The sequence below is a fragment of the Leptobacterium meishanense genome (assembly GCF_037645805.1).
Classification (GTDB): Bacteria; Bacteroidota; Bacteroidia; order Flavobacteriales; family Flavobacteriaceae; genus Leptobacterium_A; species Leptobacterium_A meishanense.
The window spans coordinates 39675-60207 of record NZ_JBBEXE010000008.1 but is presented as its reverse complement, the minus strand read 5'-3'; the positions used below and the strand labels follow the sequence as shown (position 1 = coordinate 60207).

The window sequence follows — 20533 nt, the reverse complement described above, 5'->3', positions numbered from 1 at the left end:
TTTTTCATTCTTGTTTTCTGAACAAAAATTCAGCACCCCTTTGAGATAAGGCAAAGATATAATTTATTTAGGATACCTGATGTGTTGATTTTAGTAAATCATTAATAGTTTTTACCGGATTGAAGGTAATCAACGGCACTTCTACAAAAATCGTGTTCCAATGTGCCATAGCACCATTCCAAAGTCCCGGTAATTCTAATGCCTTTATGGGGGTTCCTTTATATGTTTTGTGACTAATGAACCCTTGAGACGGGTCTACATAATCTAATAAATTGTATTTTTCCCCTTTATAATTTCTCACTCCACAAACCAAATCCACAGGATTAAAATGTGTAACTGTTTTTAAGATTTCTTTTTGCTTTTCATTGCTCTTATCAATTTGAACAGATTCAATGATCTGTAGTGATACTTGTCCTTTTTCATCACGCACCCAAAAAGGACCGCCTCCGGGTTCTCCTTCATTTTTTACCATCCCACAAACCCTTATTGGCCTGTCAAGGCAACTTTTTAAATATGCTATTTGGTTTTCCCCTGAATATTTATTAAAATCTGCCGTAATGGAATGGTTTAATTCTTTTTCCAAGAAAGTCATTATTTCTTTTAATTCTGCTTCATTTAGAGTTTTTTCATCTAGCATTTTTGCGTAATTAAATGTTTTTTCCTGAACCTCTATGAGTTTTCCGGCTAACATTTTTTTATAATTAGCTATTTCATTTTTGTATTTACTAACTACTACGTTGTCAATATTCTTAATAAAAAGAATATCTGCATCTTGTTCATTAAGGTTTTCAATAAGTGCTCCATGACCTGAAGGCCTAAAAAACAAGATCCCTTCTTCATTTCTGAATGGTTCATTTTCAAATGTTACTGCAATAGTATCCGTTGATGGTTTCTGATATGAGAACGAGACATCGAAAGACACATCCGTTTGTTTTGCTATTGTCCTTTTTAGTTCATCTAGCGTTTTTCTAAAAAGATTATTATGTGTTTCAGAAATAGTAAAATGCAATGTTGCCATGCTTTTTGTTTCACAGTACTTAATTGCTTCGTACAAATGTTCTTCAAAAGCAGTGGCTATGTGGTTATTGTACTTGTGAAAAGGCAACAGCCCTTTTGGATAATTTCCATAATACAGTCCATCCGCCGTCAACATTTCTTGTACAAAAAGATATTTTTGATAATCTTCTGATGTATTTGATTGTAAATAATTCTTTGAAGCCAACTTCTGCATCACTTTTTCGTAAAATGGTAATTTTTCCAGCCCTACAAAAAAAGTCTTTATTTCATGAGCTTTATTTTTATTCAGATATGCATTAAAACTTTCTTTTTCTATATTAAATGTTTCTAAAAATTTAAAAAGTGATTTAAACATGCGGGTAGCTGCACCCGATGCAGGAACAAACTTAAGTAGCTCCAGAGAGTCCTTCTTAGCATTGAAAGTTGAAATATATTGCTGTTTTTCTTCTTCGGAAAATCTGCATATTCCATTTCCTATAGTTGCAGCATCCACTAACTGCACAAACGGAATCCCTTTCTTAAATGTTTCTATTTGGTGTAAAACCTGTTGTGCTGTAATTCCTTTTTCTTGAAACTGTTCTAAATCTTTTTTATTAAACATTGGCTTGCAATAATTTATCTATGGTAGTAATGGCTGTTTTAAGTCTTTCTTTTTTTGTTCCTGTTAGTATTTGATACGAACGGTTATAACGATCGAGCGTATTTTTAAAATGATTGAACATTTCCATTCGTTGGTCCGGTTTGTCTCGTAAATCATCTTTTTCCCACGGAGTATCAATATACGTTAAAAAATAAAAATCATAGTTGTTCTGTAGGGCGAATTTTTCTAATTCCGGATCGCAGCTTCCAGTATAATACACTTCTGAATAGACTTTGGTCTCTAACAAATCTGTATCACATATCAATATCTGCGATGCTTTCATGGTAAGCTTGTTTTCCAATCGAATTTGCCCTTCGGCTATGGAGATTAAGTCCTTTGGCTCGCAGGTTTTTTGTTTATTGTCCCATTTATTTTGTAGGTATTCACGGGCATACTCAGGGACCCAAACAGTATTATAATGTTTGGCCAATTGCTTTGAAAGCGTGGTTTTCCCGGTAGATTCCGGACCAAATAATACTATTTTTATGATGTTGCTGGGTTGCTGTTTAAGTTTTTCTTCCATGAAATGTATCCTTGAACGGCCAGTATCGTAAAAATTAAATACTGCAAAGATAACATTCCCAAACCTCTATAGGCATATAAAGGAACAGTAATGACATCGCCCAGTATCCATAATGTCCAATTCTCTATTTTCTTCGTTGCCATGTACCACATAGCCGTAAAAAAGATCCCTGAAGTAAAAATATCAATGTAGTTTTCTGTTTTTATTTCATAATCAAAAAATTGATATACGCCGTATGTGATAAAGATTGTTATGAAAAATAATATAACCCCAATACTTTTTTCTTTTGTATTTGTCCTCGAAATAGGGATTATATATTTTTCATCTTTTTTCCTCGACCAGTTATACCATCCATAAATACTCATCAGGGAATAATATCCATTCATAGTCATATCACCAAAGTAACGGGCTTCATAGAGTAGATATACCGTAATGGTTGTTGCTATAAGTCCTGTGGGGTATACCCAGATATTTTCTTTTTTAGCACAATACACACTTAAAATCCCAAATACAAAAGCTACTGCTTCTAAAATAATGAATAGTGTAGATGTGTTTTTATATGCCTCTAAAAAGAAATCGTAAGGTGAATTCATTCAGCTAGTATTTTATGTCTTTGCCATAAATGCAAGAATTCTTTTTACAATACCGCTTTTATGGTCTAATGAATCTCTGTGAAAATTGATCAAAATTGCTAGCATATTACTCAAACTTTTGACTTCAATGCATACGCACACATAAAACCATCAACAGGAAAATAATGTACCTTATATTTTTGAACCGTTCCTCTATAAAAAACCCAAGCTACTGTTTTTCCTTCTTCTAGGTCAAAAGGGATTACTTTTGTATGCTTCTTAAAACTCATCCCCTTAGTGGCAAAATCTTTATACATACTTTCCTTTGCACACCAAATAACGCTTAATTTTTCTGTGAGCCTTTCATTACTGAGGTAGTTCCATTCATAACCCACAAATTTATGAGCAATCTTTTGGATTTTGTCCCGTTGTTTTTCAATATCAATTCCCACTCCAATATTACTGCTTATTATGATTCCTGAAAAAATAAAAGAATGTGTTATGGAAATATGGGTTCCATCCTTTAAGTGTGGCTTCCCATTGTTATCATAAAACAAATCAGAAGATTTATAGCCGGCTGCTTTTAATAATTGACGGACACTTAAAAATCCCCGACGATGAATCTCAGACTTCATATGGCTCAACCGTTCTTTACAATTTTCCGTTAATTCAATTCCTTCTAAAAGGATTTCATAAGGTTCTTCTATCTTCCATATCAATAAGTTAGTGGTAGAATTGATTGTTATAGTTTTATAAAGAGGCATTTCTTTTCGAAGTTATTATGTACCTTTGCAGTCTAAAATAGCTTAACAAAGATAACAATATGAGTACAAAGACTATCCCGTATGTAGCATGTAAAGTAAAAGATATGTCACTAGCTGAATGGGGAAGAAAAGAAATCGAATTAGCAGAAGCTGAAATGCCTGGTTTAATGGCACTTCGTGAAGAATACAAAAATGAGCAGCCTTTAAAAGGAGCTCGAATTGCAGGTTGTTTACATATGACCATACAAACAGCCGTGCTTATTGAAACCCTTATAGAATTAGGTGCTGAAGTTACTTGGAGTTCCTGCAACATTTTCTCTACACAAGATCATGCTGCTGCTGCTATTGCTGCTGCTGGAATACCCGTATACGCATGGAAAGGTATGACAGAAGAAGAGTTTGACTGGTGTATTGAACAAACACTGTTCTTTGGAGAAGAAAGGAAACCACTCAATATGATTCTGGACGATGGTGGTGATCTCACTAACATGGTTCTAGACCGCTACCCTGAATTAGTCTCTGGTATTAAAGGGCTTTCTGAAGAAACTACTACCGGAGTCCATAGGTTATATGAAAGAATGGAAAACGGCACGTTGCCTATCCCGGCCATTAATGTAAATGATTCTGTTACCAAATCAAAATTTGATAACAAATATGGTTGTAGAGAAAGTGCTGTAGATGCTATTCGTAGAGCTACTGATGTAATGCTTGCCGGTAAGCGAGTAGTCGTTTGTGGCTATGGTGATGTAGGTAAAGGAACTGCTGCCTCTTTTAGAGGAGCTGGTGCTATTGTAACTATTACCGAAATTGACCCTATCTGTGCATTACAAGCAGCCATGGATGGTTTTGAGGTGAAAAAACTTGACAATGTGGTTTCTAAAGCCGATGTAGTTATTACCACTACCGGAAATAAAGATATTGTTACTGGCCGTCATTTTGAAAAGATGAAGGACAAAACCATTGTTTGTAATATTGGGCATTTCGATAACGAAATTGACGTTGCATGGTTAAAGAAAAACCACGGAGACACCTTTGTAAATATCAAACCTCAAGTAGATAAATATACTGTGAATGGAAATGATATTATCTTATTGGCTGAAGGCCGATTGGTAAATCTTGGTTGTGCTACCGGCCATCCAAGTTTTGTAATGAGCAACTCATTTACCAATCAAACATTGGCACAAATTGAATTATGGAATCACATTGATAAATATGAAAACAAAGTGTATATGTTGCCTAAGCACTTAGACGAAAAAGTGGCTCGCTTGCATCTTGATAAAATAGGTGTAGAATTGGAAACACTAAATGAAGATCAGGCAAAATACATTGGCGTTAAAGTAGAAGGGCCCTATAAACCTGAATATTATAGGTATTAAAAAGACTTCAAATCTATATAAATCAATAAAAAAACCTTTTTCAATTGAAAAAGGTTTTTTTATTACTTATTAAATCTTACTGTTTTTCTATTTCTATGCCTCAAAAGGCTCAATAGAAACATATGATTTGTTGTCTTTCTTTTTAGTGAATTTTACAACCCCATCAACTTTGGCGTGTAATGTATGGTCTTTCCCCATATACACATTCTCTCCCGGATGATGCGCCGTACCACGTTGTCTTACAATAATATTTCCAGCAATAGCTGCTTGCCCTCCATATATTTTAACGCCCAAGCGTTTGGATTCTGACTCTCTACCGTTCTTGGAACTACCTACACCTTTTTTATGTGCCATCTTATTTCGGTTTTAATAGTGTATAATATATTACTTATTTAAAGCAGCAATTAAATCAGCTTTTTTCATAGAAGAAATACCTTGTATCCCTTTTGCTTTAGCCATTTCTTTTAATTCTGCTACTGTTTTTTTACTTAAATCTGCTGCCGGTTTTACTTCTTTTTTAGCCTTAGGGGCAGTAGTTTTCTTTGTTTCAGTTGCCTTCTTGGCCTTTGGCTTTTCAGTTATAGCTTCCTTAGCTTTTGCCACCTCCTTCTTAGGAGCTGCTGTTGCTTTAGACGCTTTTTTAGCTCCAGAAGCCACAATGCTTTCAATCAAAAGCTCTGTTAAATATTGTCTGTGGCCATTTTTAACACGGTATCCTTTTCTCCTTTTTTTCTTGAAAACAATGACTTTATCACCTTTCAAGTGTTTTACGACTTTTGCCTCTACTGCGGCTCCGTCTATAGCCGGGGCGCCAATAGTTACTTTCCCCGCATCGTCTAAAAGAAGTACATTATCAAAAGATACCTTACTTCCTTCGTCATTGGATAAACGGTGAACGTACACTTTTTGGTCTTTTGCAACTTTAAATTGCTGCCCTGCTATCTCTACGATTGCATACATAGTGTATTGTTTAATTAAATTGACATTAATAACACCTATTCAATAGGCGGGTGCAAATATACATCTAATTCATTAAACTGCAAACCGTTTATGTTTTTTGAGCTGCTTTTTTTGTGGTGTTCCAACTGGGCTTAAATTTTTGCATAAAAGTGAGCGTCAGCACCACGCTAGAAGCAAATCCTTCTACTGCCAATACAAATAACAAAATTCCCGGGCCTTGATTGTATTCCTTCATCCAGCTATCCATTAACTTTTCAGTAAATGTAGGGTCTAAATGAAACATATATACTGCCATGAACACCACAAATACTATGGTAGCCAAAAACCCGGTATATAGCCCTGTGCGGAACCCTCCATAATAATTGAAATTGCTCCCTTCAATAAGCCTCCTGAAACGGATAGAAGCATATATTCCATATGCAACAATCACCCCATTAAGTATTCGAAGCCACGGATTTTCATGCAAGCCAAAAAGTTTTACAAACAAAAAATAGAAAATCAATACGATTGCTGTAATGATTCCATAACGGATATGTATTTTATGTGTATTCATTTTCTTTGTTTTTATATAATAATATCGTTTACAACCATTTAAATTACAAAAAATACCATTTTCATCGCTTAATTTCTTGTTAATTTCAATAACTAATAGTTAAAATTATCGATTATTATTTACATTTGCGACGACCTTGTTTTGTGTTAAAATTCGTAATAAATTTTGACTTTTAAGGCCAAACGATCTAACTAAAATTATTAAATCTACATTCATAATGAAAAAAAGAACACTGATTATGATTGCTGTGGTATGTATAGGTTCCATACTAAATGCACAGCAAGTAAATTTTGAAGAGTATGACCTTGATAATGGCATGCATGTAATCTTACACCAAGACAATACTGCACCTATTGTGGTAACTTCTGTTGCATACCATGTAGGTGCAAAAGATGAAGATCCTGAGCGTACCGGGTTTGCACACTTTTTTGAACACTTATTGTTTGAGGGGACTAAAAATATTAAAAGAGGGCAATGGGACAAGATCGTTACATCAAACGGTGGTCGAAACAATGCAACTACCAATGATGACCGCACCTATTATTATGAGGTTTTTCCTTCCAATGCCTTAGAAGTAGGCCTATGGATGGAATCTGAACGCTTACTCCATCCGGTTATTGAGCAAGTGGGGGTTGATACCCAGAATGAAGTGGTTAAGGAAGAAAAAAGACTACGTGTTGACAATCAACCTTATGGAAATATTTTAGCTGAAGTAAAGAAAAATATGTTTAAACAGCATCCATACCGTTGGACGACCATTGGATCTATGGATCATTTGGATGCTGCTACATTGGATGAATTTCTAGCTTTTAACAAAAAATTCTATGTTCCTAATAATGCTGTATTAGTTGTCGCCGGCGATATTGACATTGCTAAAACAAAAAAAATGATACAGGATTATTTCGGAACCATCCCAAAAGGAGCAGAGATCCACCGAAATTTTCCCAAGGAAGATCCCATAACAGAGGAGTTTACAGCAAGAGCTTACGATCCTAACATTCAAATCCCAGCTATTGTAGCCTGCTATAGAACTCCTGATTTTACTACCCGTGATTCCAGAATCCTTGACATGATTTCTACTTATTTGAGTGGCGGGAACAGTTCTAAGCTCTATAAAAAGCTGGTAGATGATAAAAAAATGGCATTAGCCGTACAAGCTGTAAACCTGAGCCAAGAAGATTATGGTATTTATGCTTTGTTTGCTTTACCTCTTGGCAATGTAACATTAGATGCACTTGTTGCGGAATTTGATGAAGAAATTGAGAAATTGCAAACAACATTAATCTCAGAGAAAGACCATCAAAAATTATTAAATCAGTTTGAGAGTCGCTTCGTAAATGCAAATGCGAGTGTAGAAGGTATTGCCGGTTCCTTAGCAAATTATTATTTACTGTATGGTGACACGAACTTAATCAATACAGAAATAGAGCTCTACAGGTCCATCACAAGAGAAGAAATTCAAGAGGTAGCCCTCAAATACCTGGGCAAAGACCAGCGTTTATTACTAAATTATTTACCAGAAAGTCAAAAAGAAAACCAATAGATGATGAAAAAGACCGTATTATATATTTTTATATTGGCTGCTTTTGCGGTCAATGCGCAAATAGACCGCACCAAACAACCCACTCCGGGACCTGCTCCGGTTATTAATTTGGGCACTCCACAAACCTTTCAATTAGCCAATGGCCTTAAGGTATTGGTCGTGGAGAACCATAAGCTTCCTCGGGTTTCTTATACTTTGACCATTGACAACCCCCCGCATACAGAAGGCGCTAAGGCTGGTGTAGGGCAATTGATGGGCAGTTTATTGGGAAAAGGGTCTGCTTCAATAGATAAAGACACCTATAATGAAGAAGTTGATTATATGGGCGCTGTTATCAGTTTTAATGCAGAAGGTGGGTTTGCAAGAGGGCTTTCTAAATATGCCGAACGCGTATTAGAGCTTATGGCCGATGCAGCTATCAACCCGAATTTCACAGAAGAAGAATTCAATAAAGAAAAAGATCTTTTATTGGAGGGGTTAAAATCAAATGAAAAAAGTGTAACTACTGCAGCCCGAAGGGTGGAAACAGCATTGGCCTATGGATTAAAACACCCTTATGGTGAATATGTTTCTCAAGAGACTGTAAACAATGTTACTTTAAATGATATAAACACATACTATCGGAATTACTTTGTTCCCAAAAATGCTTACTTAGTTGTTGTGGGCGATGTTGATTACAGAACTGTTGAACAACAAGTGACTAAATACTTCGGAGGGTGGGAAAAACGTGCTCCTTTATCAGTGTCTTATTCAAAGCCAAAAAATCCTTTATATTCCCAGATCAACTTTTTGGACATGCCTAATGCCGTGCAATCCGAAATTGCAGTGCAAAATGTTGTTGACCTTAAAATGACGGATGAAGATTATTTTCCGGTACTAATTGCAAATAAAATACTTGGAGGAGGAGCTGAAGCAAGGCTTTTTGTGAATCTCAGAGAAGATAAAGGCTATACGTACGGGGCTTATTCAAATGTTGGTGCTGATAGGTACGCTTCTCGTTTCAGAGCATCTGCAAGTGTTAGAAACGCTGTTACGGACAGTGCTGTTACCGCATTTTTAGATGAATTATACCGAATTCGAAATGAAAGGGTCTCACAACAAGACCTCATTTTAGCAAAGGCAGATTATGTAGGAAGCTTTGTGATGGCACTTGAAAGGCCGGAAACTATTGCTCGATATGCCTTAAATATTGAAACTGAAGGATTGCCAAAGGATTTTTATGTCAGTTATTTATCTAAAATAAATGCAGTAACTGCCGAACAAGTGCAGGAAGCAGCCAAAAAATACTTCTCAGTAGATAATATGCGTATTGTAATTACCGGAAAAGGCAGTGACGTATTAAAATCATTAGAAAATTACACTTATAAAGGAAAGCGGATTCCGATCAGCTATTTTGACAAATATGCCAATAAAATAGATCGTCCGGTATATGAGGTAAAAACCCCTGAAGGTGTTTCTGCGAAATCAGTTATTGAAAAATACATCAATGCCATTGGAGGGAAGAAAAAAGTAGAAGCGGTCAACTCCCTGTTTATAAATGCGGAAGGCAATGCACAGGGCATGGCCCTAAATATGGAGGTTAAAGTCACTAGTAAAAACCAGTTTGCCATGGATTTAAAGATGATGGGGAACTCTTTAAGCAAACAAGTTATAAACGGTGACTCCGGATATATAATGGCACAAGGGCAACAAATGCCCATTCCGGAAGAAGAATTTAGTAAAATAAAAGATGCTTCATTGCCTTTCCCCGAGCTCTATTACCTTACTAAAGATGACCTCGTAATAGATGGAATTGAAGATTTAGAAGGGAAAAGCGCCTATGTTGTTAAAGTTGCCGATAATAAAGTAAATTATTATGATGTTGAAACAGGTTTGAAAGTGAAAGAAATCACTACGATTGAAGCGCAGGGACAAGTAATCACTCAAGAGGTTGGACTTGGAAATTATCAGGAAGTATCGGGGATTTCATTTCCTTTTACACAAAAACAATCTTTTGGTCCTCAGAGTATCGAGTTTACTATTAAGGAAATAAAAATAAATGAAGGCGTTACCGAAGAAGATTTTAAATAAAGTAATGCTTCTCTAAATTTACCAAACCTCACAGGTTTAATACTTGTGAGGTTTATTTATTAACCCTATTTTTCTTGTTTGACAGATAAACCCCGACAATGATAATTACCCCCCCTATCAATTGATAAATGTCTAATTTTTCTCCATCTAACAATCCCCATAAAACAGCAACCAAAGGCATCATATAAGTGACTGATGATGAAAAAACAGGGGTTGAAATACTAATGAGTTTATTAAACACTACTTTGGCCATTGCCGTCCCAAAAAAGGATAGAATAACTACATAAACCAATCCTATTTGCATTTCAGAAGACGACGCTACTGTACTAAAAAAACCTGTAGTATATAATATTACCAATGCTGGAAAGAAAATCAATAAAAATGTTCCGGCAGTAATACTCATTGCACTAAGATGCTCTAAATGTACTTTTATCATGTTAACATTCAATGCATATCCTATGGACGCTAAAATTATGAGAATACTATACCAATTATTTTGACTTGTATTGATATCTGAACAAGAAACAATTAGGATAACTGTCCCCAACAACCCCAGTATAATTCCTAGTATTTGTTTTTTGGTTACTAAAACTCCATAAAATAATACTCCGGTTATAAATGTATTTAGCGGTGTGAGCGAATTTAATATAGATGCTACTGCACTATCAATACGGGTTTGTGCAATTGCAAATAAAAATGGTGGGAAAAAAGAACCCAAATATCCTGACCATGCAATCCACTTCCAATCTTTCTTTTTGATTTTCTTTAAGCTCCCAAAACCCACAGAAAACAAGAAAAAAGTAGTAAAGAGTATTCTCAGTGCACCTAATTGATATGGTGACAATCCTATTAATGCCTTCTTTATAAGAATGAATGAACTCCCCCATATAATGGAAAGCAAAATAAGATAAAACCACTTTGTTGCCTGAACACTCACTTAATAAGATTTTCAGTTATATGCAAATATGTAGGTTATATATAAGGAAATTAATGAGGTAGGTTATATTTTTTATGAATATCCCATTTTACTAATTCTTCCTCCACTCCATACTTTCTATTATCTTTTTGATATCTTTTTTAAGATAGGCAACTGCAGGCAGTATGGAGTCATAATTAGGTTTAGCATAAAAATATAATGCCCCAGTCAAAAAATGTGTTGTGCTATCTGTAATATAAAATTGTGATTGTGAAGCTGCATCACCATCTATTTCATATAACATCCCATACACTTTTTTTTCTTCATTTATATAGGGTTGCTCTATAATCGCATCTGCTTTTACGACATGTTCATAGGTGAGCTTTTGTGCATCTCGTAACAAACTGTCTAAATTATTTTCTATTTGCATATAGGTAATATGAACTGTGGCTTTCATTGCCGAATATGTAATTTCTACATGGCAATCTTTTAAGTTTTTTGCTTGAGCTATGGAATTTTTTTCAAAAAAATAAGGACACTTTGTTGTAAACGATTCATAAGCAGCGTTTGGATATTCTAACCTAAGCATTGCTTTAGGCTTTGGGAGTGTCTCCTTCTTACAAGCACCAAAAAAAAGAATCGTTAAGAAAATAAAAAGCCATCTTGCTTTCATGATTGTACGCTTACTTTAATCTGTTTAATCCGTTTTCGGTCTAACGCTTCTATTGTAAACGCATATTGATTGAATGTTATTTTATCCCCTCGTTTTGGAAACTTGCCAGCAATCTCCAATACAAATCCGGCAATGGTCTCTGATTCTCCTTTCTGATGCTCAAAGGGTTCTTCATCTTGCACCTTAAGTACTCTATAAAAATCTTTCAGAGACGTTTTCCCTTCAAAGACATAATTATAGTCGTCTAACTTCGAATAAATAAGATCTTCATCATCAAACTCATCACTTATTTCTCCCATTATTTCTTCTATGATATCCTCTAAAGTTACCAGTCCGGAAGTACCCCCATATTCATCAACCACAATCGCCAAGTGATTTTTCATTTCTTGAAACTCCCTTAAGAGGTCATCCAGTTTTTTATTTTCAGGAATGAAATAAGCTTCTCTTTTCAGTTTTACCCAATTAAAAGAACTCCTATTAATATATGGCAGAAGGTCTTTTACATAGAGTACTCCCGTTACATTGTCCATATTCTCTTTATAAACTGGAATCCTGGAATACCCATTCTTTATGATTTCCGGAATAATCTGTTCAAAAGCAATTTCTTCATTTAAAGCAAATATATCAATACGAGGGCGCATAACCTGTCTAGTATCCGTATTTCCAAAAGAGACAATGCCTTCAAGTATCTTTTTCTCTTCTTTTGTGGTATCTTCTTCCGAGGTAAGCTCTAAGGCCTGTGAAAGATGGTTTACTGAAAGGTTTGATTTTTGTTTGCCTAATTTTTCCTGAAGATAGAGTGTTATACTACGCATTGGTAGGCTTAATGGGCTAAATAATTTATCTAAAATATTTAAAGGGTGTGCCATAAAGTAAGCAAATTTCACTTTATTCCTGCTTGCATATATTTTAGGAAGGATTTCCCCAAACATTAATATCAGAAATGTAATGACAATAATCTCTAAGAAAAACTTAACATCTATAAATCCATACCATTTATAATCAATTCCTTTAAAAAGCAAGTCGCTGACCGAATCAAATAGAAGGACAACAGCTATATTTATGAAGTTATTAGCTACTAAAATAGTTGCTAATAATTTTTTAGGTTTCTGCAGAAGTTGAGATATGATAGTGCCTTTTACAGTCTTTTCCTCTCCATTAATATCAGACGGTGATAGCGAAAAGAGTGCTACTTCTGCACCTGATATCAGAGCAGAACATGCTAAGAGAAAAAGCACAAGTACAAACTTTAAAATAGCAGCTCCACCTATAGCGCTGAGAAAAATCAATACACTCGGGGGTTCAGGGTCCAAATGGCATGCTTTTAGTTAAACATCATTAAAATGGTAGGTCATCGTCTTCTTCAGGAGAGGTTGGCACAGGCGCATTTTTAACTTCCGGTTGTTGGGGTTTTGTTTCTGTGGATGAACCTGTTATATTTCCTCCTGATTCTTTCTTTGTAGTCAAAAAAGTAAAATCAGTAACATGAATTTCGGTTGAATAACGAGTATTGCCATCTTCTCCCTGCCACTGACGTGTTTTTATCCGCCCTTCAACATATATCCTATCGCCTTTGCTAAGGTATTTTTCACATATTTCAGCCGCTTTATTGCGAACAACTATATTGTGCCATTCTGTATTAGTAACTCGTTCCCCTGTTTGCCTGTTAACATATGTTTCATTGGTTGCCAAAGGAAAACGACCTATTGAATTTCCTCCTTCAAAATAATGCATTTTAACATCATCGCCTAAATGCCCTATCAACATTACCTTATTCAGTGTGCCACTCATAACTTTGTTTGTGTTTTAATCAAATGTACTAAATTTTGACTAATTCTAAAAACTGTATTCTTCTACAAAATTAGCGATAAGTACCGGCATAGCATATCTTTTTATTCTTGAAATTTCAACTCCTTTTTTGGGTAGGTTTTCTATATCTAGAACCCAAAAACGTGTATATATATGCTGATGTGATAGCTTATGAACAATGTCTTTATCATTATGAAGCCGAATATCATAATCATTCGTTTTTATGTAATCTTTAAACTTTTGATCTGATTGTATTTCTTCTATACTTATTGGTTTGGGTGTCTCTAATAATGGAAATTCATATAAGTTTTGCCAAATATCTTTTTTTGTTCGCTGTTCTATAATGGTATTTATTCCATTCGATAGAATTAAATAATTAAAATACCGCTTTTTAATTTTTCCTTTTTTGAGTTTTTTGGGAAGTTTTTTTACTTCATTCTTTTGAAGTGCCACACAACTTTTGTTTAAAGGGCATATTGAGCAATCAGGATTTTGTGGCTTGCATTGTCTTGCTCCAAATTCCATAATAGCCTGGTTATAGGTTCCGGGGTCATTATGGTCAATCAATTCAATAGCTAAATCTTTAAAATATTTTATCCCTTTAGATAAATTGACAGGGATGTCAATTCCAAAATAGCGGGCCAAAACCCTGTATACATTTCCATCAACTACCGCAGTAGGCCTGTTAAAACAAATAGAAGCAATGGCACTCGCTGTATAGTCTCCTATTCCTTTTAGCTTAATTAGCTCACTGTATGTGTCCGGGAAAAAACCTTTATTGTCAAAAGCAATAACTTTAGCTGTATGATGAAGGTTTCTGGCCCTTGAATAATATCCTAATCCTTGCCATAATTTTAAAACCGCTGCTTCCTCAGCATTTGCTAAATCATTAACCTTTGGATAGTTCTCTATAAATTTTAGATAATAAGGTAACCCTTGGTCTACACGTGTTTGCTGTAACATTATTTCTGAAAGCCATATTTTATAGGGATCTTTTGTTCTTCTCCATGGCAAATCACGTTTATTTTTTTTATACCAGCCTGTAATTATTTTTGTAAAATCCATTTGTAAGGGAAAGCCAAAAGCCAAAAGCGTTTATCTCATTAAATTTTAATCGATTAGGGTGTAGATTTTGTTCAATTAATTATATATTTGCAACCCCTGAATTAAAAATCTAATATATAAAAATAAAACACTGTAAAAATGACGAAAGCAGATATTGTGTCCAGAATTTCCGAAAAGCTAGGTATTGAAAGAGGAGATGTGCAAGCTACTGTAGAGTCCTTTATGGATGAAGTTAAAAGCTCGCTTGAAAGTGGCGACAATGTATATTTACGAGGTTTTGGAAGCTTTATAATTAAAACAAGAGCAGAAAAAACAGGCAGAAATATTTCTAAAAATACAACTATTAAAATTCCTGCACATAATATTCCTGCCTTTAAGCCTTCAAAAGTATTTGTTGAAAGTGTAAAAAGTAATGTAGAGGTAAAATAAATATTAATATAAAGAGTTTAATATGCCAAGTGGTAAAAAAAGAAAAAGACATAAGGTAGCCACGCACAAGCGTAAAAAAAGAAGAAGAGCTAACCGCCACAAGAAAAAGTAGTCACATTATTGCTTTTTCTAAAAAACAGAACGTTCATTGAAATAGAAATTCTATTTCCAATAGAATTTCGCCGGGTATAAAAACCTGTGAAAATTATTGTTTAATCCATCATCCGTTTATGACGGATCGATACAAATTAATTCAGAGTGAATAAAGAGTTAATTATCCGATCTGGTTCCTCTGAGGTTGATTTTGCCTTATTAAAGGATGGAAAACTAATAGAATTACACAAAGAAAAAGACAATAATAATTTTGTTGTTGGCGATATAATGTTGGCTAAAATCAGAAAACCAGTTCAAGGGCTGAATGCAGCCTTTGTCAATGTTGGTTATGAAAAAGATGCATTTTTGCATTATCATGATTTAGGCCCTCAATTAGCTTCTTTGATGAAATTTGTTAAACGTGTAAGCACAGGTAAATTAAAGTCATTTAATTTGAAAGACTTTCCATTTGAAGCAGATATTGACAAAAATGGTAGTATTACAGATGTTCTAAAAGCCAATCAACCAATATTGGTGCAAATTGCTAAAGAACCTATTTCTACCAAAGGGCCCAGAATTAGTTCTGAGCTCTCCATAGCCGGAAGGTATCTTGTTCTAATGCCTTTTTCAGACCGTATTTCTATTTCTCAAAAAATAGAAGAAAAAGAAGAAAAAGATCGATTAAAACGTTTAATACAAAGTATTAGGCCTAAAGGATTTGGAGTCATTGTCCGTACTGTTGCACATGGAAAAAAAGTTGCAGAATTAGATAAAGATTTACAGAATTTGCTAAATCGTTGGAAAACGATGTGTAAAAAAATGCCTAGAGCTCACATCCCTTCCAAAGTTTTAAGTGAAATGAACAGGGCTTCCTCTATTTTGAGAGACCTTTTTAATGATTCATTTACCGGAATTCATGTAGATGATGAAATTTTGTATTATCAAATTAAAGACTATTTGCAAGAAATTGCACCTCAAAAAGAATCTATTGTAAAATTGTATGAGTCTTCTACTCCTATCTTTGAAAAGTTTGGAATAGAACGTCAAATTAAAACCTCTTTCGGAAAAACCGTGTCCACAACCAAAGGTGCTTATTTAATTATAGAACATACTGAAGCCATGCATGTTATTGATGTAAATAGTGGCAACCGTTCTAACAAAGCTAAAACACAAGAAGCAACAGCCTTGGAGGTCAACCTCATTGCTGCTTCAGAAGTAGCGCGACAGCTTCGGTTAAGAGATATGGGAGGTATTATTGTTGTAGATTTTATCGATATGTCCGATGGTGAAAATCGACGAAAATTGTACGAACATTTAAAAGAAGAAATGAAAGAAGACCGAGCCAAACATAAAATATTGCCTCCGAGCAAGTTTGGACTCATACAGATTACTAGACAACGCGTAAGGCCCGAAAGAAATATTAAAACCCGAGAAGAAAACCCCGGGAGTAATGGTGAAATTGAAGCACCTATTACATTAATTAATAAGATGACTTTCGAGCTTGAAAAAATAGTTCAAAGTAAAAAGCATAAAAATGGTATTGTGCTTAACGCACATCCATTTATTGCAGCCTACATAACCAAAGGATTTCCATCCGTACGTTCTAAGTGGTTCTTAGAACATAAAAAATGGGTTAAAGTTCAACCCAGAGATGCTTACACGTATTTAGAATATCGTTTTAAAGATAAAAACGGAACCAATATAAAGGTGCCTGTATAAAACAGGCACCTTTTTTTATTTTTGTCTGTATGAATTCTTCAAAATCATATACCCTGGAGGAGGCGACCAAAAAAATGGAATCCTATTGTGCATATCAGGAAAGATGCCATAAAGAGGTCCTTACTAAGCTAACGGAGATGCATATGATCCCAAAGGCTATCGATGTTATAATTGCACACCTCATTACAAACAATTACTTAAATGAAGAACGCTTTGCGAAAAATTTTGCCAGAGGAAAATTCAATATTAAAAAATGGGGTAAAAGAAAAATTGTGCAAGAATTAAAAACCCGAGATATTTCAAAATACAATATCGAAAATGCTTTAAAAGAAATTGAGGACGGTGATTATATGCGAACACTACACACTCTTGCTACAAAAAGGCTTTTTCAACTTTCTGATAAAAGTGTTTTAGAAAAAAAAAGAAAGCTTGCCGATTATCTTTTATATCGTGGCTGGGAACCAAACCTTATTTATGAGAAAATAAATGAACTTATGCCGTAACCCCTAAGTCTTTATGAGTACGTATAATAGCCTGTTCATTTTTATAATCAATCCAGTCTTGCCCTTTCCATTTACGCATAAAATTATCATAATGGCGCATAATGAACACATTATAAGCCGCTTTTAATAAGTTGGCTGGATTTTTAGGCAATGCCCGTAAGCTCATAGAAAACCCCGGGGTTACATATTTCATGTAATGCCAATAGCCTTCCGGCATATACAACACTTCCCCATGCTTCATGTTTGCAATATATCCTTTAGCATACCTTAGTGCCGGCCATTTATCAAAATCTATAGTATCAAAATCGATATCTTCCCGTGATATTAAAGCATGTGGTATTTTATATAGGTATTTTGATTGGTCAGGGGGTAAAATAATACACTGCTTATCACCATGAAAATGAAAGTGAAGAATATTGGCATAATCAATGTCAAAGTGCATAAAAACCTTACTATTTTCACCTCCAAAAAACAACATGGGCAGCTGCTTGATAAGTTTCAAGCCTATTTTGGGCCAATGGAAATCTTTTTGTAAGGAAGGAACTTCTTTCATAAGATTGTACAAAAAGATCCGATAATTGGTCGGCTCTTTTTTAAGAAGCGATATATAATCCTTCATCCTCATTTTTGCATGAGGTTCGTTAAACCCTTCTTTGTAATCTACAGGACGATCATCATACAAAGGAACTATTTTTTCTCCTGCAATCTGAGCAATATAATCTAAATCCCATTTTTGATAGGCTTCCCATTCCTTAGTTAACGATTCTATTACGACCGGTTTTTGTGGTTTTAGATAATCCCGTATAAACGTTTCTTTCGTAAGGGATTTTACTCGAGGAATTTCCTGTAAAGTCATATATTACCAAATACAATCCCGCAAAGTTAAGAAAAGGTTTCTATTGTTTTAATAACCTGTCACTTTGATAATTTAGCCCGTTCTTTAGTTTCTTCATTTCGTTCTATGACATGTCCAGGACGACTCCATTTAGGCTTTTCTCCCAAAGGTTTATACTCTGAATCAGGAGCTTCAACTGTTTGTGGTTGTACTTTTTTCGTAAATGGTTTTTGTGGGTTTAGGCCCAAAAGCTTGAACATCTCCATGTCTTCGTTTACATCCGGATTGGGTGTGGTCAATAGTTTGTCCCCAGCAAAAATAGAATTTGCCCCAGCAAAAAAACATAGTGCCTGCCCTTCCCTACTCATCACTGTTCTTCCTGCTGATAGGCGTACTTGTGTTTCGGGCATTACAATTCGGGTAGTGGCTACCATCCGGACCATTTCCCATATTTCAATTGGCTGCTCATTTTCCATAGGTGTCCCTTCCACAGCAACCAATGCATTAATAGGCACTGATTCTGGATGTGGGTCTAGTGTAGCTAAAGCGACTAGCATACCTGCCCGGTCTTCTAATTTTTCACCCATGCCTATAATCCCGCCACTACATACTGTAACATTCGTTTTACGAACATTTTCTATGGTCTGCAAACGGTCTTCATACCCACGGGTAGAGATCACTTCTTTATAATATTCTTCAGACGTGTCCAAATTATGGTTGTAGGCATACAATCCGGCCTCGGCCAATCGTTTTGCCTGATTTTCGGTAAGCATTCCCAATGTACAACATACTTCCATATCCAATTTGTTGATGGTACGTACCATTTCTAAGACTTCATCAAACTCTTTACCATCTTTTACATTTCGCCATGCAGCTCCCATACATACCCTTGAAGAACCGGATGCTTTTGCCCTTAGTGCTTGTGCTTTTACCTGCTGTACAGACATTAAACCATTGCCTTCTATATCGGTATGGTAACGGGCTGCCTGCGGGCAATACCCACAATCTTCAGGGCAACCTCCTGTTTTTATTGATAGCAGGGTAGAAACTTGTACTGTATTAGGGTCATGGTGCTCCCGATGAATAGTCGCTGCTTCATAAAGCAGTTCCATTAAAGGTTTGTTATATATTTCTAAGATTTCTTCTTTTGTCCAGTTGTGTTTGATATTCCTCATAAATATTTAAAAAATTATATCTTCTCTCTATCGACTTTCAAAAGTAGCAAATTCGTTTCGTTTTGTTATTTATTTGTTCATTTTCTTTGCTTGTTCAATCCATGGAAAGCGATCCAAAAAAGTATCTCTCCCAAGGTGTTTTTATCAACCTACAGTAGATAAAACCAATATAGTTTTTTATAATTTTGGCATTGGTTTGGATTTGTCTTTTGGCACCACCTTGCGTCTCATTAACCCTTTATCTCTAAAATGCCGAGAGATATTATATACTTTATCTGTATAATCATCTGTCCCATCATCTTTGAGATGAAAAAATATTTTTATTGACTTGCAATTTTCGTGTTCAAAAATAAACCTCAACATGGTTCTGTCTGATAACCCGCACGAATGCCCCATAATATATATCTGCAGCTCACCTGACTCCACAAAGCGGACCATTTCATGATAATTCGATGTTTGAGAATACCTATAGGATTTAATATGTTCATTGACATGTTTGAATAAATCATCATTTTTCAGGTTTTCAAATTCCAAATATTCTTTGTCCCATTCATCTCCATAGCCAAATATGACTGGGTTTTTTTCATTGTTTAATTCTCCGTGAATATGATTAACATGTAAAGTTCTGCCTCCTGCCCATTTTTGATAATGGTTTATAGTAGATGTATAGTTAAAGTTTAAAAAATAAATAGTTTCAGGTTCTTTGTCTTCCATCAATGTTTTTTGAACTACTATTTCATCTGTTTTAATTTCTTCAAAAAAAACTTTATTAAATGCATCGCTGTTATCTTCTATATGCTTCATATTTTGAATATTCAATCTAGTTAAATATTTTTCCAGTTTTTCCTTTACATATTCTAAATCACTATTTAATTGAACTATATCTGGAGGAATAGGGGTTGGGGTTGCTGAACGGTTATTGTTTTTTAAAAATTTTATTAGGAATTCATAATACTCCCTTTCTATATCAACCCAATTATTCATCATTATATTATATAGACCTAATCTCATAAGCCTTGACAAAAGATCTATTCTAATATTATACTCTTTGGAATTTTTTATAAACTTTTTTATATCGTTTATATCATTCATTGATCTTGGTAGGGACATTCTATAAATATTGGGGGTTTCATTATGATTTAACTTAAAAAAAGGATCTGAGTAGGGTATTTTTTTATTGCAAAAATTTTCAATAACTGTTCTATAATAATCCAAAATAAAGTCTTCATACCTTGTTTCTAAACCATGCGCTAAATCAAAACCATTTCCTATTAAAATAAGTCTGTTCATATATTTAA

The 20533-nt window shown here is 34.8% G+C and carries 21 protein-coding genes; 6 read left to right on the top strand and 15 right to left on the bottom strand.

Annotated elements, in window-relative coordinates; all coding sequences use genetic code 11:
• Nucleotides 1-67: 67 nt before the first annotated feature.
• The 4 genes from WBG21_RS09435 to WBG21_RS09420 form a co-directional block, all read right to left on the bottom strand.
• Nucleotides 68-1618, bottom strand: coding sequence for a DUF4301 family protein (locus tag WBG21_RS09435; protein WP_340077240.1), 1551 nt, complete (start codon nt 1616-1618; stop codon nt 68-70).
• Complete coding sequence (locus WBG21_RS09430) at nt 1611-2180, bottom strand: ATP-binding protein (protein WP_340077238.1); 570 nt, start codon at nt 2178-2180, stop codon at nt 1611-1613. The genes WBG21_RS09435 and WBG21_RS09430 overlap by 8 nt, the downstream gene beginning before the upstream one ends.
• Nucleotides 2141-2773, bottom strand: a complete 633-nt coding sequence (gene pnuC, locus WBG21_RS09425; RefSeq protein WP_340077236.1) for a nicotinamide riboside transporter PnuC — start codon at nt 2771-2773, stop codon at nt 2141-2143. The genes WBG21_RS09430 and pnuC overlap by 40 nt, the downstream gene beginning before the upstream one ends.
• Nucleotides 2774-2883: 110 nt before the next feature.
• Nucleotides 2884-3516, bottom strand: coding sequence for a 4'-phosphopantetheinyl transferase family protein (locus tag WBG21_RS09420; protein WP_340077234.1), 633 nt, complete (start codon nt 3514-3516; stop codon nt 2884-2886).
• 59 nt (nt 3517-3575) lie between these two features.
• Here WBG21_RS09420 and ahcY point away from each other — a divergent pair, with 59 nt between their 5' ends.
• Complete coding sequence (ahcY, locus tag WBG21_RS09415) at nt 3576-4892, top strand: adenosylhomocysteinase (protein ID WP_340077232.1); 1317 nt, start codon at nt 3576-3578, stop codon at nt 4890-4892.
• 93 nt (nt 4893-4985) lie between these two features.
• On the opposite strand, the gene rpmA is transcribed toward ahcY, so the two are convergent.
• The 3 genes from rpmA to WBG21_RS09400 form a co-directional block, all read right to left on the bottom strand.
• Nucleotides 4986-5246 carry a 50S ribosomal protein L27 gene (gene rpmA / locus WBG21_RS09410; protein ID WP_340077230.1) on the bottom strand — a complete coding sequence of 87 codons (261 nt, stop codon included), beginning with the start codon at nt 5244-5246 and terminating at the stop codon, nt 4986-4988.
• A gap of 30 nt (nt 5247-5276) precedes the next feature.
• Complete coding sequence (gene rplU, locus WBG21_RS09405) at nt 5277-5852, bottom strand: 50S ribosomal protein L21 (RefSeq protein ID WP_340077228.1); 576 nt, start codon at nt 5850-5852, stop codon at nt 5277-5279.
• A gap of 88 nt (nt 5853-5940) precedes the next feature.
• Nucleotides 5941-6405, bottom strand: a complete 465-nt coding sequence (locus tag WBG21_RS09400) for a DUF4199 domain-containing protein (protein ID WP_340077226.1) — start codon at nt 6403-6405, stop codon at nt 5941-5943.
• Between the two features lie 217 nt (nt 6406-6622).
• On the opposite strand from WBG21_RS09400, the gene WBG21_RS09395 reads away from it, so the two are divergent.
• Both WBG21_RS09395 and WBG21_RS09390 read left to right on the top strand, forming a co-directional pair.
• A complete protein-coding gene (locus tag WBG21_RS09395) occupies nt 6623-7948 on the top strand; it encodes a M16 family metallopeptidase (RefSeq protein WP_340077224.1) in 1326 nt (441 codons plus the stop codon).
• Nucleotides 7949-10018, top strand: a complete 2070-nt coding sequence (locus WBG21_RS09390; RefSeq protein WP_340077222.1) for a M16 family metallopeptidase — start codon at nt 7949-7951, stop codon at nt 10016-10018.
• 52 nt (nt 10019-10070) lie between these two features.
• Here the strand turns inward: WBG21_RS09390 and WBG21_RS09385 are convergent, their stop codons facing one another.
• From WBG21_RS09385 to mutY, 5 genes are all read right to left on the bottom strand, one after another.
• A complete protein-coding gene (locus WBG21_RS09385) occupies nt 10071-10955 on the bottom strand; it encodes a DMT family transporter (RefSeq protein ID WP_340077220.1) in 885 nt (294 codons plus the stop codon).
• 91 nt (nt 10956-11046) lie between these two features.
• Complete coding sequence (gene gldD / locus WBG21_RS09380; RefSeq protein ID WP_340077218.1) at nt 11047-11607, bottom strand: gliding motility lipoprotein GldD; 561 nt, start codon at nt 11605-11607, stop codon at nt 11047-11049.
• Nucleotides 11604-12920, bottom strand: a complete 1317-nt coding sequence (locus tag WBG21_RS09375) for a gliding motility-associated protein GldE (protein WP_340077216.1) — start codon at nt 12918-12920, stop codon at nt 11604-11606. Before WBG21_RS09375 ends, gldD begins: the two co-directional genes overlap by 4 nt.
• A gap of 25 nt (nt 12921-12945) precedes the next feature.
• The gene (locus WBG21_RS09370) at nt 12946-13398 is read right to left on the bottom strand and encodes a single-stranded DNA-binding protein (protein ID WP_340077214.1); all 453 of its coding nucleotides are present in this window, start codon (nt 13396-13398) and stop codon (nt 12946-12948) included.
• Nucleotides 13399-13443: 45 nt separating this feature from the next.
• Nucleotides 13444-14481, bottom strand: a complete 1038-nt coding sequence (mutY, locus tag WBG21_RS09365; RefSeq protein WP_340077212.1) for an A/G-specific adenine glycosylase — start codon at nt 14479-14481, stop codon at nt 13444-13446.
• A gap of 138 nt (nt 14482-14619) precedes the next feature.
• Here mutY and WBG21_RS09360 point away from each other — a divergent pair, with 138 nt between their 5' ends.
• The 3 genes from WBG21_RS09360 (at nt 14620) to WBG21_RS09350 (ending at nt 17225) form a co-directional block, all read left to right on the top strand.
• Nucleotides 14620-14910 carry an HU family DNA-binding protein gene (locus WBG21_RS09360; protein ID WP_340077210.1) on the top strand — a complete coding sequence of 97 codons (291 nt, stop codon included), beginning with the start codon at nt 14620-14622 and terminating at the stop codon, nt 14908-14910.
• Nucleotides 14911-15168: 258 nt separating this feature from the next.
• Nucleotides 15169-16722, top strand: a complete 1554-nt coding sequence (locus tag WBG21_RS09355; RefSeq protein ID WP_340077208.1) for a ribonuclease E/G — start codon at nt 15169-15171, stop codon at nt 16720-16722.
• Nucleotides 16723-16751: 29 nt separating this feature from the next.
• The gene (locus WBG21_RS09350) at nt 16752-17225 is read left to right on the top strand and encodes a regulatory protein RecX (RefSeq protein ID WP_340077206.1); all 474 of its coding nucleotides are present in this window, start codon (nt 16752-16754) and stop codon (nt 17223-17225) included.
• Here the strand turns inward: WBG21_RS09350 and WBG21_RS09345 are convergent.
• The 3 genes from WBG21_RS09345 to WBG21_RS09335 all read right to left on the bottom strand — a co-directional run bounded on the left by WBG21_RS09345 (nt 17215) and on the right by WBG21_RS09335 (nt 20525).
• A complete protein-coding gene (locus tag WBG21_RS09345; RefSeq protein ID WP_340077204.1) occupies nt 17215-18081 on the bottom strand; it encodes a cupin-like domain-containing protein in 867 nt (288 codons plus the stop codon). The genes WBG21_RS09350 and WBG21_RS09345 overlap by 11 nt on opposite strands.
• 59 nt (nt 18082-18140) lie before the next feature.
• The gene (gene bioB / locus WBG21_RS09340) at nt 18141-19235 is read right to left on the bottom strand and encodes a biotin synthase BioB (protein WP_340077202.1); all 1095 of its coding nucleotides are present in this window, start codon (nt 19233-19235) and stop codon (nt 18141-18143) included.
• Nucleotides 19236-19412: 177 nt separating this feature from the next.
• Complete coding sequence (locus WBG21_RS09335; protein WP_340077200.1) at nt 19413-20525, bottom strand: AbiH family protein; 1113 nt, start codon at nt 20523-20525, stop codon at nt 19413-19415.
• Nucleotides 20526-20533: the final 8 nt, after the last annotated feature.